Source organism: Chitinophaga eiseniae, assembly GCF_012641265.1.
Taxonomy (GTDB): domain Bacteria; phylum Bacteroidota; class Bacteroidia; order Chitinophagales; family Chitinophagaceae; genus Chitinophaga; species Chitinophaga eiseniae_A.
Genome location: NZ_JABAHZ010000004.1, coordinates 20489 through 35915 on the forward strand (window position 1 = coordinate 20489; position 15427 = coordinate 35915).

The window sequence follows — 15427 nt, forward strand, 5'->3', positions numbered from 1 at the left end:
ATATGAAGAGAGGCGGCATAGCTCTGTGGCTGCTGGCGGCGACAGGTATCGTTCACCAGGTGAAGGGGCAGGCACCGGCAAAGGATTTGCTGCGGGCATTGCAAGGCGGCATCCATGTATCACTGCGGCAATACCAGGGCGACTCCCTGGTGCATCAATGGACATTTAATGGTAACACACTTACCAACGCCCAGGGCCGGTGGCAGCTGCAATGGCAACAATCGGCCATACCTGGTAATCCTGCCGGACAGGAAATTACGCTCACCTGCAAACTATTGGAAGGGGCGGCCCCTTCCACCGCAGTGGCGGTTGACTTTGGCTTTGGGCACTGGCAACCGGAAAATTATGTGATGGTGCCGGCTATCGTGTATAACGGTAACCGTTACCGGGCTATCGGTAATGGCTATAATCCCGATTATCCGAAAGACATGTATTATAACCCGGCAGTGCCAGTCACTATTTCCAACAACCCCCGTTTGTCAGTCAGCGCTACCGGACCGTCCGGCCTGGAATTAAGTACCACCAATACTTCTGTGCCGGCCATGAGTTTCTATGCACCGGCTGCGAAGAAAGGATGGATGGTACTAACGGAGCAGGCTACACGTTACGGCAACAGTGGCCTGAGCATCCGGGAAAATGATGGCCGCGACAGCTGTACTTTTACTATTACAGCGCCGGCCATGCGTAAGATGGCGGCAGGCTTCGGGGATTTTCATCCCAGCGGCGACCAGGCGCCCGATTGGGCTGCTGGCAATGATATCACGATCAGGTTCCGGGTATATACATTTTCTGCCAGCGGCATCCCCGACCTGCTGACACAATTTATGACCTTGCGTAAATCACTGACAGGTCCCAATCATCCGCGTAACCTGGTGCCCATGAGTAAGCTGGCAGCGCTGGGAACGGATATCTGCCGGAATAATTTCGTGGAAACAAAAGCGGGCAGTTACTACCTGCCGGAAAATAGCCGCAATTTCCAGTTGGGATGGGTAAGTGGCATGATCAACACCTATCCTATGCTGGCACTCAACGATGAAGAAGAACGCAGCCGTGTAGTACGCGAACTGGATTTTATTACATCCCGTATGCAAGGAAAGAGTGGCTTCTTTTACGGGTTTATCAGCGAAGAGGGAAAGCTGGGAACAGAGAAAGGCCATCCTGATTTTCCTGCCTTGCAGGCCATGGTTAGGAAGAACGGCGATGTGCTGTTTTGGTTAATGAAACACTTATTGTTGCTGAAAGCGCAGGGGCATGGACAAACGATTCACCCCGAATGGGAAGCGGCTGCGCAAAAACTGGCAGCAGCCTTTGTGCAGAACTGGCAGCGCAACGGTGAATTCGGACAATACATTGTGCCGGAAACGGGAGAAATTTCCGTTTTTAATTCCAGCGCCGGCGCCATTGTACCAGCGGGACTGGCACTGGCAGCAGATTATTTCCACCGGCCGGAGTGGCTGCATACCGCAGAGGCAGCAGCAGCCTTTTATTACCAGCGTGATGTAGTAACGCGGGGTTTTACCAGTGGCGCTTGCGGCGATATTTCGCAGGATGCTGATTCGGAAACTGCCTTTGGATTCCTGGAATCACTCATGGCGCTCTATCAATATACCCAACAGCCGGTTTGGCTGGAACGAGCCAAGGTGCAGGCCGCCCTTTGTGCTACGTGGACAATGGCCTATGATCCTGTTTTCCCGCCAGGCAGCGATATCGGGAAACTGCAATGTCACATGGCTGGAGCGGTATGGGCCAGCAGCCAGAATAAACATGCTGCCCCCGGTGCTTGTACCACGTCGGCCGATCACCTGTTTAAATTGTACCGGGCTACCGGCGATGAACGTTATGCGGCATTGATCCGCGATATCCAACACGCGCATACCGAAGCAGTAAATATGCCCGGGCATATCACCACTAACTACCTGATCGGTTCCAGCATGGAACGTATACAGTTGAGCGATGCAGAAGGCAAGGGAAGTATCGGCAATTTTATCCATACCCGTAATTCGTGGACAGAAACCAACGGCATCCTGATGGCGATGGAATTACCTGGTATTTACGTGCGCCCCGGCGAAGGAAAGTTATTTGTATTTGATCATATCAACGCAACGCGTGTCAGTGAAGATAAAGGCGCCGTTACATTGCGTTTGTCCAATACCACCGCCTATGATGCTGCTGTATCGGTGATGGCAGAATCGGCCGGGGCGGCGAAGAAACCGTTGGGCTACACTGCCTTCCAGCATTGGCCGAAGGTGGCCGTAGCTGCCGGGGCAACGGTGAATATAAAAGTGGCTAAAAATGGTGAAGTAACTGTGTTGTAAGCAGAAAGCAGAAAGCGTAAAGCAAAAAAGCTATTGTGGAGAATGACCAAAGCGAGTGAGATATCCGCTGAGATCATTCTCCACAATAGCTTTTTTGCTTTACGCTTTACGCTTTACGCTTTCTGCTTTCAGCTCCTACTGCACATCTATTTTCGTTTCCAGGCTGTCTTGCAGGGTGGTACGAAGATTAGAGAGGAGGTTATAACCGGTGGCGTTTTCGATATCGCGTACGGTGGTTTTGTATTGGGTCCAGTCAATGTTGATGCTATTGTTGTTAGGCGTGTTTACCGCAATAACCCGGGTAGTACCATTGATGCGGCTCAGGTCATTGTTACCTGCGGGCAGTACTACAATTACTTTCCAGATATTGGCCGGTACGGTTACGTGGCCGTTGTCGACGGTGTTGGTAACGCCGCCCAGGGAGCCGGTACCGCCTTGTCCGTAGGAACCATCGATCACATATACTTCGTTGCCGGCGTTTACGAGGTCGCGGGTATAGTTTTCGAGGTTAGCCCAGGTTTTCTGGTTGTTATTGGGCGCCTGGGGCATCATGTTAGTCATCAGGAACGTGGCGGAATTGGCGTCCGTGGTGGAGGTTCTATCGCCTGATGGGCAGTTGTGTCCGCGGTCGAACCCGGAGCCGCTATAGCTGCTGTTTTGCACCTGGTACCAGCCGGCGGGCAGATCGGTATCGGCCCGGAAGTCGTTGCTCCGGGAAACGCTTCCCAGATCAGATGCCTGTATATGCCAGCTTACCCAGTTGGGGGTACCGCGGCTACGGCTATATGATAAGCTGTAGTAGGTTTTTACCATCAGGTAATTGTTTTCCGACGAAATATCGGCCAGGGCGTTGCTGGGGTTTCCCAGCAGCATATTGTTATCATCACCCGGGGTGGTGCCGCCACCGGTACCGCCACCGGTGCTGCCGGAAATGAGGGTAATGTCGTCGATGTTGATACGGTTGCTGCTACCGGAAGTCTTGCGGATGGAGATGCGCAGGCTGCCGGTCGCGGAAAAGCTAAAGGTGGCTGTTTGCAGGCTGCTGGAAGTCGTCATGGTATTGCCTTGTTGCGTCCAGGTTTGGCCGTTGTCGGCAGATACCCACAATTGCCAGGTACTGTTCGCATCAGCGCCGTAAGTGCCATGCTTTACGGTAACCGTTACCGTACCGGAGGCATTGGTGCTGAAGTTGGTGGTAACGCTACCGGTATTCCGGATGCGGATGGATTTGGAACCATTTTTCAGATCGGCCGCCAAAGTGCCGATAAGGGCGTCGTCGAGCGTCCAGGAGCCGCTGGCGAGCGATACGCTGCCGGCGGCGTAGGCGGTTTTGGAGCCGGATTCAACATCTTCGCTGAAGAGGGTAACGGATTCTGTGGTAACATTGCTGGGTTTTTGGATGTCCTGGGGCCTGATATCTGCCTCTTTTTTACAGGCAGTAAACAGGAAGGCTCCCAGGCAAATGACAAGGCATTGCCTGATAAGTGTTTTCATGATGCGGATTTACGGGTGTACGTGATATGGGTTATGATTCTATCGCTGTGGTTATTAATGCAACGCAGCTGTTGTCTGGCTGATGGCAAACAATGTACACGGGAATGTTGGTATCGCCTTCTACACGGAGTACCTGGATACGACTAAAATGTTCCTGCAGGAATTGATACAGTGCACCGAATTTTTGTGCGTTGGCTACCATCGCTGCGTCGTTTGGATCGGCGATACGGGTTACTGCATTAAAAAAATCTGCCGTATTTACGGGGGTCAATGCCTTGTCTGTCACCTGGTGGATGCCGGCAATTTTTACCCGTACATCGTTGTCGTTCAGCTGACCCCATTGCTCAATGGTAAGCGGGTATTCAGATTCGCTGAAATAAAGTAGGCCCTCGGTTTTGCTGCTTAGGTTTTCCAGTAACATTTGCGCTTGCATAATATGAAGTTAGGAGAATTAACCAAATGTTTTTTATCATGATAATATTGGTAACAATACTTTAATGTAACCCAACCCGAAAGCATAAAGAAAGGATATGTTGTTTTAGGAGATAACTAATCTGCCGGATGGCGTATATTTATAGTACCGTGTACCGCCATTTGTTCATTAAATAAGCTATCACATGCTGCAGCAGAAAGGTTTAATGGAAGTTAGCCTGAAGAAAGATAAGATCCCGTCCAAAGATCAATACCCATTTAATATTCCGGCCCTCCGGAATTTTTCTTCCCTGAAATTTCATCCAAAGGTGACTTACCTGTCGGGCGAAAATGGCATGGGAAAGTCTACCCTGATAGAGGCCATTGCAGTGGCTTGCGGGTTTAATCCTGAAGGCGGTTCCCGGAACTTTACCTTCGCTACCCATAACTCCCATTCGGTGCTGCACCAATACCTGACGGTGGCCAGGGGAGCTGTAAAGCCACAGGACGGTTACTTCCTGAGAAGTGAAAGTTTTTTTAATGTGGCTACCAATATCCAGGAACTGGATAAAGAAGGAGTGGGGGGCAAGATTATTGATTCCTATGGCGGCGTGTCGTTGCATGAGCAATCCCATGGTGAATCCTTCTGGGCACTGTTTACACGTCGTTTCGGTGGCAACGGATTGTATATCCTGGATGAGCCGGAAGCGGCGCTTTCTCCATCCCGGCAAATGGCCATGCTTGCCCGGATACATGATTTGGTGGAACAGCAGTCGCAGTTTATCATTGCCACGCATTCTCCCATTGTAATGGCCTATCCTCATGCCATCATTTACGAATTGACTGGAGACGGTATTAAGAAGACCCGCTATACGGAAACGGAAAATTATAAGGTATCTCACCAGTTTATCAATAATTATGAAAATCTCCTGAAAATCCTGCTGGGGGAGGAATAAGAGGAATACATCTCACCACTATTCCACATCTATTTTTACATTTGTTTTAGCCTTACAATTGGCGCTCATCGTCATACCGGAAACGCCGAATTCAAACTGGAATTGGATATCAGAATTAGATTGTTCCGCTATTTTCTTGTCGATATCAAAGATCATGGCGCCGGTACCGGTACCTATGCCTTTGCCCTTGTTGGTGTCCTGTATACTCATATCCATGGTAATGTTCTGCTTCAGGTCGAATATGGCTTTGTTGCCCCTGATTTCTTTCAGGGTATATTTTGTGAGCAGTGTCATTTTCATATCTGCCTGTGGTATCGGGAGGTTCATAGGCAGCTCCTGGTCGAAGGAATCACCGATTTTTAATTCATTCTCCGGGAATTTGATGCTCGCCTGTATGCCGTTAACCATTTGACGGAGGGCTGCTTTCAGCGCTTCATCAGTTACTCCTTTAATGGTATCAATGGCAATTTTTCCATCTCCCATAGTGGTGCCTTCTATTACGGCGTTGGCAAATGGGTTGGCGTTTTGGGTGTTTTCCTGACCGTTAACAGATTGGGTGATGCTTAACTTATCATAGGTGATCGTCAGCGGAATTTTTTTATCTGCCCGCAATGTGCCGGTCTTGGTGGTAGTAGCTACATCCTGGTGCATTTGCATCATAATGGGGAGCTTCATGCCGCCGGCAGTTATCTGGGCTATCATTGCCGAATCGCCTTTCACCATCATCTCCATGTCTGTCAGGTTAGTCATGGTGGTTTTGTAAGTCTTGTCCGGGGCAAATGCTACTTTAAACAATACCTTTTTCTGGGCATAGGTGAGCTGGGATAAGCCACCCAGGAGCAGCAGCAAAAACAAACGATAGTAATTCATGGCTAATATAGATTTTCTCAAAGATGAAGAATTGTTCGGGATTTTCAGGAAAAACATTTCTACATCTATTTGATCTTAATAAAAATGTTTTTATATTAGATGGCGTTAGTAGTTAACCTAGGACATACTAACCGATGAATAAATCCCAGCGTGCCCCGATCTATGTGCCCTTGAAAACAAAAAAATGGCCTATGATAATAAATATAAAAGTAGAATGATCCCCCTGTTTCTCGTGTTAATAAACGATGAGCACCAGGAATGCAATTAGCCAAAAAAAGAATATTGATTAGATGAAACCCGGTAGTAAAAGCGTCTTCATAAAGGCAGGTTATGTCTTGTTGGCATCTGCTGTTACATTACTCCTGCTCCGGTTTTTTTTCATAGATGTTTACAGGATTCCCAGTGAGTCTATGATGAATAAATTGATGACAGACGATTATATCCTTATTAATAAGACGGCTTATAGCAGTTACTTTTCCAGGTTCATTACTGCATCACCACAGCAGGGAGATATCTTTGTATTTACGGTCAATAAGGATATTCCGGGGTTCTTTGTGAAGCGCTGTATAGGCCTGCCTGGCGCCGTAGTAGCGGTGAAGAACGGCGAAGTAAGTGTTGATGGAAAACTGTTGTCCGAGCCGCTGAGTATTCGTCACTATTATAAGATCTGGTTTAATGATTATCAGCAGGTGAAAGTGGCGATTGAACAAATGGGGATTAATAAATTTCAAAACGGATTCAGGCACTTTCCACGTTATATCCTCCTGGCGCTTGATAATTTCCAGAAAAATAAAATGAATCACGGCGTAGATTCTATAAAAATATGGAACCGTAAAAACGATCCGGATAGTGGGAAAATAAATCTGCCTGAGCTGAGTGAAAATATTCTCGATATGTCATCACTTAAAATACCATTTAAAGGAATGACGATATATTTTAATCAGCCACAGGATACGGTGTACAGTAATACCATCAGGACGTATGAAGACAGCAGCTTTCGCCTGGAAGGTAAATCCGCTTTCATGGCAGGGAGGCAGGTTTCCGCTTATACCTTTAAGAAAGATTATTTCTTTATGATGGGTGATAATCGCGATATCGCCATTGACTCCAGGCATTATGGATTCATACCAAAAGATAACCTGGTAGGGAAGTTTATACAGCAATTTTGACAATTGAGCCGATAACCCTTTAATAATATTGTGATCCATGTTGCCTGTTGAACCAATAAGAAGAACTATAGTGAATGCCCTGTTAGCTTTACTGGCTGGCGTTTTTCTTTTATTGCCTTCGGTTTATAGCGCCGAGTTTATTGAGCCAACACAGGCGACCAAATTTATTTTTTTTAGTGATGGTGTGATTATCGTTTTTTTGTTGCTGGCATGTTATACATTATACGGTAGTAAACAGCTCAGTATTTCTCTGTCGGTCCTGGATATAGGGCTATTGATAATATTATTGTATATCACGGTTAACCGGTATTATTTACATCCGCTGCACGGGTTCTCCCAGCGTTGGCTGGAGCTGATCGGGTTAGCGATATGTTACCTTGTGCTGAGAAGATTACCTGCCACGATGTATACCTGGCTTTTACTGGCAATATCTGCTGGTGGTATGTTGCAGGTACTGGCAGGCGTATTGCAGCTGTTGGGCGTCCTGGATAGCCGCAACACTTATTTTCCGATGACCGGCAATTTTTTCAACCCCGGAGGTTATGCCGGATATCTTGCGCTGGTAGCGGTAGTTTCTTTTGGATTATATCTTCACCGGACTACTTTGCAGGTATCCGAACGGGAAGGCAGCAGTATGAACCGTTTCATGATGTTGCTGATCACCTGGCTGCCTTTGACGGCACTAGTTGGCTGTGCAATAGTGCTACCCTGCCTGCGTTCCCGCGCTGCCTTCCTGGCACTGGCGGCCGGTATTGGAGGCGTGTGGTGGCTGTATCGCAACCGGGATAACCACAAGCCGGCCGGCTTGTCCATTAAGCATTTCGTGATGGCAGTGTTGTTGCTGGTCGGTTTAGGGTATTCATTTTACCTGCTCAAGCGCAATTCTGCTGATGGCCGTATGCTTATTTACCAGGTGTCGGCCACGCTGGTAAAGGAACATCCCGTTATTGGCGTGGGGATAGACCGGTTTAAAGCATATTATATGGATGCACAGGCGCGTTGGTTTGAGCAGCAGGGAGATGCGGCATCTGATGCGGCGCAACTGGCAGATAATACTTTTTATGCCTTTAACGAACCATTACAGTTTGTGGTAGAAAATGGGGGAATAGGCTTGCTGCTGGTGGTGGCTGTCATATTTTTTTTCTGGAGATACCCGTCCGGTCAATCGTATACGCCTATACGAACTGTGGCATACGGCGTCTTGCTGGCCAGCCTGTGCTTTGCCCTGTTTACTTATAGTTCAGATAACCTGGCTATGAAATACATCATCGTATTTGCCCTGGCGATATTGTCCGGAACGGGCAGTAAAGTGCTGCTCCATATCAGGTTCCCGCTTGATAAAGGACGAATGGTGGTGCTCCCCGTTTTATCCTTGCTCACGCTGCTGCTGGTATATGCCTACGGGAATGTGATTAACAGCGCGCGGAAGTCCTTAGCCGGTTGGGGGCAGGCCCAAAAGGCCTATGTAAGAGAGATGTACCGGGAAAGCAATCAGTACTTTGAAGCGGTATATCCCGGCTTATGTACCAACGGTGAATTCCTGATGCAGTATGGCAAATCGCTCGCCATGACGGAGAACTACCAGCAGGCATTGGCGGTTTTAACGCAGGCCAGGCAGTACCAGTGTTCCAGCGTGATTGAAGCAGCGGTAGGCGACTGTGAGAAAAAGGCAGGTAATTACGCCGCAGCAGAGCAATCCTATTTGAAAGCGATGAACATGATCCCCAATCGTTTTTACCCGCTTTACCTGTTAATGACCTTGTACCAGGAAAACGGCGAAACAACAAAGGCGATGATGATGGCGCGTACGATTAAAGCAAAGAAAGTAAAGGTGCCCTCGAAAGCCATATTAGAAATAAAAGGCTTCGCTGATAACATCATAAAAGCACGCGATCAGTAATAGGCTGCCAGGTTACAACAAGGAATTTTTTGTGTAAATGCACGATGCCATGCAACTACGAAGGTGGTTGATGCTGGCGGAGCTTTGCCCGGAATGTTTATAATTTAATATCATTTAATCATCCGCTAAAATCGCTGAACTATGACAGGATAAAAAGCCACTTTAGGGCATTAACCAGGTTAATGTTTGCTGCATAAAAGTTATGTTGCAGAAATGCTTAATGGAAGTAGTATTCCCTGCCCTTACTTTCAGACCCCCTTTTTATTTTATCATCTTTATTTTTTAAAAAAGCTGTTATGAAAAAGAAAATCCTCGCTGCAGCCGGAATCGCTGCTATTGCCACTGTTGCCTTCTTTGCAACTAAAACCCAAGCCAGTAACAATGAAGTAGACCTGACCTCTCTCGTGAAAGTTAATACTGCCAGTGCAGAATGCTCTTCCTCCCGCGGTTTTGGCGGCGGCAAGTGCTTGATGTTGAGCCAGATCTGCGTGGGAGATCCAGGAAATAACGAGTGCGATTTCGGCTGGTAATAGTTACCCACAATTTTTTATCCTGATGGGGAGGTATTCGTGGTAGCACCGCTACACGCGGGTACCTCCATTCTTAAAGCTTATTATCATGAATGTAAAATTGATATTGCCTGCTGTTATTTCCTTGGTCTTGTTCTTTTCCTGCTCATCCAATAACAATATAGTAGCATTGAAGAATGAGAGGAAGGGAACATTGATACCCACAGTGAAATTAGCTGTGTCCGGCGAAAAGAAATTTCCCTTAGACAGCATTAGCGCTCCCAAGACGCCCTATATGCAGGTGTTTGCAGGAGATAGCAATACTACCTGTCTGAGCTTTCTGAATACCTATGCGAGCGCTATCTATATTTATGACTATGCAACGGCAATAGAAAAAAAGATTATTAAATTTAGCAGGAACGATAAAGATGGGGTTGACAATCCCCTGGGCTATTACCTGAAAAGCAAAGACTCTATTTATATCTATAACAAAAAGAATAATCAGCTAGTCTTGTTGAATGATTCCAGCCGGGTATTGTCGAGAATTTCCCTGATCAATGACCAATCCTTCCACGAGCTATCCTGGACTTTCTTTTATCCGCAGTACTATCCATCCACCGTGGCGCCTTTGATGAGCATGAGCAACCAGATCGTTTTCCCAGGTCAGTATATGTTTTCGCTGCCGGATACGATTGCCCGCCGGTTTAAATTTGAGTCGCATATTGATTTCAGCAACAACAAAGTTACTTTCTCCCGGCAATATCCTGACGAATTATATGGACATAACTACTTCTGGGAAAATGAAGGACTTTTTACCAACGTGTATAGTGACATAGCCCCGGATAACAAGATGGTATATAGTTTCCCGGTATCTCACCAGCTATACCTGGCCGATGCAGGTAAAGAAGGTTATACCCCTGTATGTGGCGCTAGCAATGAAGCGGGTACCATTACTTCTTTCAATAAGAAATTATCTGGAGAAGAACTGGTATTGAAAGTATGTCAAACTGATTTGTATGCCGCCATCAAATATGATCCTTACCGGAAAGTATACTACCGTTTTCTCAGGAAAGCCATGCCGGACGCCACCGCTACCAGTACCATTAAGGATAAGCCTTTGTCGGTGATTATACTGGATGAAAATTTTAAGTATATGGGAGAAACCGCTATTGGCACCTGTAATGATTTTAACTGGGAGAATGCTTTTGTTACCACGGAAGGATTGAATATAGAATACCTCGATAAGAATGACCGGTCTGAGTCCTTCCTGTATTTGAAAATATTTAAACCGGTTAACCTGAAGTAAAAAATTGTCAACTACGATAAAAACTACGCTATGAACCGTCTTTATGTTTTGATGACCCTGTCCGTATTGCTGTTTAGCCAATGCAAAACTTTCAAAAAGTCTGATAGCGACCTGGAAATGGAAACCATTTCTGCCGGGCTAAAGAAAGCCAGTTTCCAGGCGCCCAAAAAATGGATGGTCATATTACCCGGCCTGGGGTGTAATGGTTGCATACAAGAGGGAGAGGCTTTTATGAGGGATTTTATTGATTCTACCGGTATATTTTTTATATTGACAAAAGTACAGTCGGTCAAAATTCTGCAACAGAAAATTGGCAAGAATATCAATAACCGGGTGAATGTTTTTATTGACAATGATGGGGCATTCAGCCTGCCTACGAAAAATGTGATTTACCCTTGTATTGTACAACTGGACAATGGAAAAATTGTTAAACATCAGTTTCAGTCGCCCGCCAATGGACAGGCGTTTGAATGGCTTAAAATACAAATGGAACAATAGTAGCCCTATGATAAAATACCTGGTATGCCTGGCCCTTACGTTATTCGTAGTTTCTAACGCTTCCTTTTCCCAGGGGAACAGGGGAGATATAGATAAGCTGGCGAGTCAGCTCGACTCGGTAAGGCAGGTGATGCAGACTTCTCTTTACCTGCGCACCAGCAAAGATATTTATATTAGCGGGGAAGACCTTTGGTTCAATGCGTTTGTATTGAATGCGATCGATTTTACGTTATCGGCACTCGATAATACGCTGTACCTGCAGTTGCAGAAAGCGGGATCCGACAGCGTGTTATGGGAAGAAATGTACCCGGTTCTGAATGGGATATCCTATGGCCACGTGTACCTGCCTGCAACTCTGCCTAACGGTGAATACCTGCTGAAGGGGTATACCGCTCATTCCTATTTTTCCGGCCAGCCTTATTATTATGCTGTTGCCCGGATCCGGGTGTTTAACGAACCACAGGAGATCAGGGCCCGCAAAATCCGACAACTGCAAAACAATGTACTGCCGTCCGAAGCCAATCAGTTCCGGGTATTTCCGGAGGGTGGCTATCTGCTGGCCGGCGTGTTAAACCGTGTGGCGTTCAAGGCGGTTAATAAAAATGGACTGCCAGCCGAAGTGAAAGGAACATTGTTAAAAGGAGAGACGCCGGTGCTGAAAATCAGCAGCGTTCACGCAGGTATGGGCAGCTTCGAGTTTACGCCCGAAAAGGGCGCCACGTATCGCGTGAGGCTCGATAATAGCAAAGATAGTCTGTACCCGGTGCCCGCGGCACTGGAAGGAGGCTTGTGTATGCGTTTACTGAAGAATGAAGGGGATAGCCTGGTGTTTAAAGTCATGGCGCAAAACACGTCGCAGAAACAGAAATTTTACTTGCGGCTGCAGATCAGGGGGGCTGTAGAGTCCATTGCTGCCGGCGAAGTGAGCGACAGTATGGAAGTGAAAATTCCTATTCAAAATGCGCCCCTGGGTATTGGAGAGGTGACGCTTTTTGATGCACAACAGCGGCCCATGGCAGAGCGGTTGGTATACCTGCATCCGGAGCGGCAGTTTCACATTAGCTTTAGCCAGGTGAAGGATGAGTATGTGCCGAAGGAGAAGGTGTCTTTAAAAATTAAGACAACCTATGACAACGGCACGCCGGTACCTGCCGTATTTAGTTTATGTGTATACGATAACCTGTTCCATAGTGCAGAGAATGCTGGTAATATACTCAGCTATTATTATCTCTCTACACAAGTACGGGGAAAAATCTATAATCCTGCTTATTATTTCGATAGTGTTCATGCCGATCGCAAGGCGGCATTAGATTTACTGTTACTGACACAAGGATGGCGCAGCTATACCTGGAGTAAAGAAGCCATGGCTGAGCATAAGTCATTAGCGGAATGTTTGTCGGATACCTTGCAAGCCTGGATAACACCGGATGGAAAAGCCGGAAAGGAAAAAAAGCAGGTATCCCTTATGTTGTATAATTATAACAAAACCACGAGCCAGTTTGCTGCGGTGGATAATGCCGGCAAGTTTTACCTGACACCGGCTAACCTGGCGATTGGCCCACGCTTTTTTATCAAGTATTTCTCAGAGAAAACATATAGTATCCGGGTGGAAGATCCGTTTGAAGCCATCAGGACAGCTAATACTGTTCGCCCTGCCATGTATATGTTGCCGGATACTGTTCCCCTGGCAGGAAAAGCACGGGTTGATACCGCTTATATTCCTTATGGAAGAACATTGAAAGAGATCACGATTTCCGGTAAAAGCCCTGTGTACACAGATAAATACCTCGGCTACCTGGATAGCATCGCCAAATATGAAGGTAATACCGATTATGTGGGAGAATGCGGTTGGTTGAATTGTCCTGATGGCCGCACAAATATAAAGCCGGTGGAAGGAAAAACGTATCATGTTTTCTCTCCGGATGTCAAGGTACATTACCGGGTACTCTTAACCAAAGATAATCACCATGATGTGGTGTATCACTATCCTAAATATACGGAAGCAGAATTGCTGAGGATAACTAAAATGGCTATCGTAAAAGGCTATTACCAGAGCCGTGAATTTTACGAACCGGATTATGATAAAGAAAGTAACCCTGGCATTGATACCAGGAATACCTTGTTGTGGAAACCCGTGGTAGTCACCGATAAAAACGGAGAAGCCACTGTTCAGTTCTTTTGTTCCGACGTAGCCCGCCAGTTTATGGGCATAGCGGAAGGCGTGACTGGTGAAGGGGTGCTGGGCATCGGCCAGTTTAAGTTCCGGATCCGGTAGTAACCCGTTTGGTGGGGAAGTCCGGATGATTACTCGCTGCGGAAATAGCAGTGCTAGGTATCGTCTTTTAAATTCAATCTCATGAAAAAAAGACTTCTTTATATACTGTTACCTATTTTTTTTTACGCTTGCGGTCCACGGGAAGATGCCGGGGCCGTTAAACTGAAACCCGCCCTCGACTATGCCGGCATCAATGCGGCGGAGCTGATGAAGGTGATTACACATTATTCACAATCTCCCGGGGATTCGCTGAAGCTGGCGGCCGCCATATTCCTGGTAGAAAACATGCCGGGTAAAGGTACTATGCGGTATGCCCCCATCACCAACTGCGGACTTTTCAAAGGAGAGCTGTTTACAGGCGACACCATCGGGATCGATAGTGTAAATAAAATCAAGAGAAGAATAGAAGATTCGCTGCAATGTGGCCCCATTAAATTTGTGAACCCTATTTTCCTGGCGGATAGCCGTACTATCAGCGCCAGCCTGCTGATGGAAGATATTGAGTATGCTTTTAAGGCCTGGCAACTGCCCTGGGCCAAATCCCTCACCTTCGATGAGTTCAGGGAATTTATTTTACCCCACCGGGTACAGAATGAACCGTTGCAGCACTGGCGAAAGTGGTGCTGGGAGCACAGCGAATGGATTTTTAAGAAAGCAGGAGGCAGCACCGACCGGGTAAAAATTGCAGGCGTAGTAAACGACAGCCTCGGTAAATTTTATGGGTATATCCATGATGCTATCAACTATTTTCCCGGCACATTTACGATGGACCAGCTGCGTGTAACGCGGGGCGGGCGTTGTGAAGATTTAAATATGATCGTGGGCTACTGGCTCCGGGCTATTGGCATTCCTATGTCGACCGAGTTTACCTTCTACTGGGCTAATGGCAACTTTGGCGGGCATTCCTGGCTGGCTGTACTGGATACCACCGGTAAATTTGTGCCTATGAATGCCATTTATGATAAGCCCGTGAGGGATTCCCTGCTTTTTCAAAATATGCGGCTGGCCAAAGCCTACCGGTACAGCTATCGCATAGATGGCCATATCATCCTGAATGAAGGCCAGAATTTTCAAAGTTATCATGACATTACCCCGGAATATGTGCCGACGATCGACTACGCGATGAAAGTACCAGACGGGCAACATGATAAAATATTCCTCGGGGTGCTCAATGGTAAATACTGGAAGCCATTGCAAATAAAAACAAACAGGAACGGTGATAGCATTATCTTTAAAGACATCGCCAACACTGCGCTGTACGCACCCATTATCGTACTGGATGGAAAGGAGGAAAACACCCGGACTGTTGGTCCGCCTTTTTTAGTGACGGAGGGCGGCTATATTCAGTATTTCCGGGAAAATAAAGACTCATTGATTGACTTCGTATTGGATATTGCCAAATTACCGCCGGCACGGTACAATAAGAAATGCCAGGTAGTTTACTGGGATAATACCCGGAAAGATTGGGTTCCCGCGGGTATCATTCAAACATTGAAAGATGATCCCGATAAACTAAAAAAACAGAAAATTAAAAAAATGATTGTATTTTCCGGAGTACCGGCAAATGGTATTTATCGGGTGCTCAATGCGGAAATAAAGCAGCATGATAAATCATACGGCCGGCCCTATGTATATAATGAAGAAATGAAAGCATTTCATAACTACTAAAAAAACAGGTTGTCAAAAAGACCATTTGTTGCTTAGCCTACATTTAAACTCCATCG

Annotated in this window: 12 protein-coding genes; 9 read left to right on the forward strand and 3 right to left on the reverse strand. The window is 46.7% G+C overall.

Annotated features, from left to right (window positions below; all coding sequences use genetic code 11):
- Positions 1-2 precede the first annotated feature (2 nt).
- A complete protein-coding gene (locus HGH91_RS17190; protein WP_168740048.1) occupies positions 3-2315 on the forward strand; it encodes a hypothetical protein in 2313 nt (770 codons plus the stop codon).
- Between the two features lie 135 nt (positions 2316-2450).
- Here HGH91_RS17190 and HGH91_RS17195 read toward each other — a convergent pair whose 3' ends face one another.
- Together HGH91_RS17195 and HGH91_RS17200 are read right to left on the reverse strand one after the other, a co-directional pair.
- Positions 2451-3809, reverse strand: a complete 1359-nt coding sequence (locus HGH91_RS17195; protein ID WP_168740049.1) for a DNA/RNA non-specific endonuclease — start codon at positions 3807-3809, stop codon at positions 2451-2453.
- A 31-nt stretch (positions 3810-3840) separates the two neighbouring features.
- Positions 3841-4242 carry a nuclease A inhibitor family protein gene (locus tag HGH91_RS17200; RefSeq protein WP_168740050.1) on the reverse strand — a complete coding sequence of 134 codons (402 nt, stop codon included), beginning with the start codon at positions 4240-4242 and terminating at the stop codon, positions 3841-3843.
- Positions 4243-4426: 184 nt separating this feature from the next.
- Between HGH91_RS17200 and HGH91_RS17205 the strand changes: the two genes are divergently transcribed.
- Positions 4427-5176 (forward strand): AAA family ATPase, encoded by a 750-nt coding sequence (locus tag HGH91_RS17205; RefSeq protein ID WP_168740051.1) that lies wholly within the window; start codon positions 4427-4429, stop codon positions 5174-5176.
- Between the two features lie 18 nt (positions 5177-5194).
- Here HGH91_RS17205 and HGH91_RS17210 read toward each other — a convergent pair whose 3' ends face one another.
- Entirely contained in the window at positions 5195-6046 is an 852-nt protein-coding gene (locus HGH91_RS17210) for a hypothetical protein (protein ID WP_168740052.1), read from the reverse strand.
- 290 nt (positions 6047-6336) lie between these two features.
- Between HGH91_RS17210 and lepB the strand changes: the two genes are divergently transcribed.
- From lepB to HGH91_RS17245, 7 genes are all read left to right on the forward strand, one after another.
- Positions 6337-7215: a signal peptidase I gene (gene lepB / locus HGH91_RS17215; RefSeq protein ID WP_168740053.1), complete on the forward strand. Its 879-nt coding sequence runs from the start codon at positions 6337-6339 to the stop codon at positions 7213-7215.
- A gap of 37 nt (positions 7216-7252) precedes the next feature.
- The gene (locus tag HGH91_RS17220; RefSeq protein WP_168740054.1) at positions 7253-9115 is read left to right on the forward strand and encodes an O-antigen ligase family protein; all 1863 of its coding nucleotides are present in this window, start codon (positions 7253-7255) and stop codon (positions 9113-9115) included.
- A gap of 296 nt (positions 9116-9411) precedes the next feature.
- Complete coding sequence (locus HGH91_RS17225) at positions 9412-9645, forward strand: hypothetical protein (protein WP_168740055.1); 234 nt, start codon at positions 9412-9414, stop codon at positions 9643-9645.
- Between the two features lie 88 nt (positions 9646-9733).
- Positions 9734-10930, forward strand: coding sequence for a DUF4221 family protein (locus tag HGH91_RS17230; protein WP_168740056.1), 1197 nt, complete (start codon positions 9734-9736; stop codon positions 10928-10930).
- Between the two features lie 30 nt (positions 10931-10960).
- Positions 10961-11428, forward strand: a complete 468-nt coding sequence (locus HGH91_RS17235; RefSeq protein WP_168740057.1) for a hypothetical protein — start codon at positions 10961-10963, stop codon at positions 11426-11428.
- Positions 11346-13703, forward strand: a complete 2358-nt coding sequence (locus tag HGH91_RS17240) for a hypothetical protein (protein WP_211092342.1) — start codon at positions 11346-11348, stop codon at positions 13701-13703. The genes HGH91_RS17235 and HGH91_RS17240 overlap by 83 nt, the downstream gene beginning before the upstream one ends.
- 81 nt (positions 13704-13784) lie before the next feature.
- Positions 13785-15371, forward strand: coding sequence for a transglutaminase domain-containing protein (locus tag HGH91_RS17245; protein WP_168740059.1), 1587 nt, complete (start codon positions 13785-13787; stop codon positions 15369-15371).
- Positions 15372-15427 lie beyond the last annotated feature (56 nt).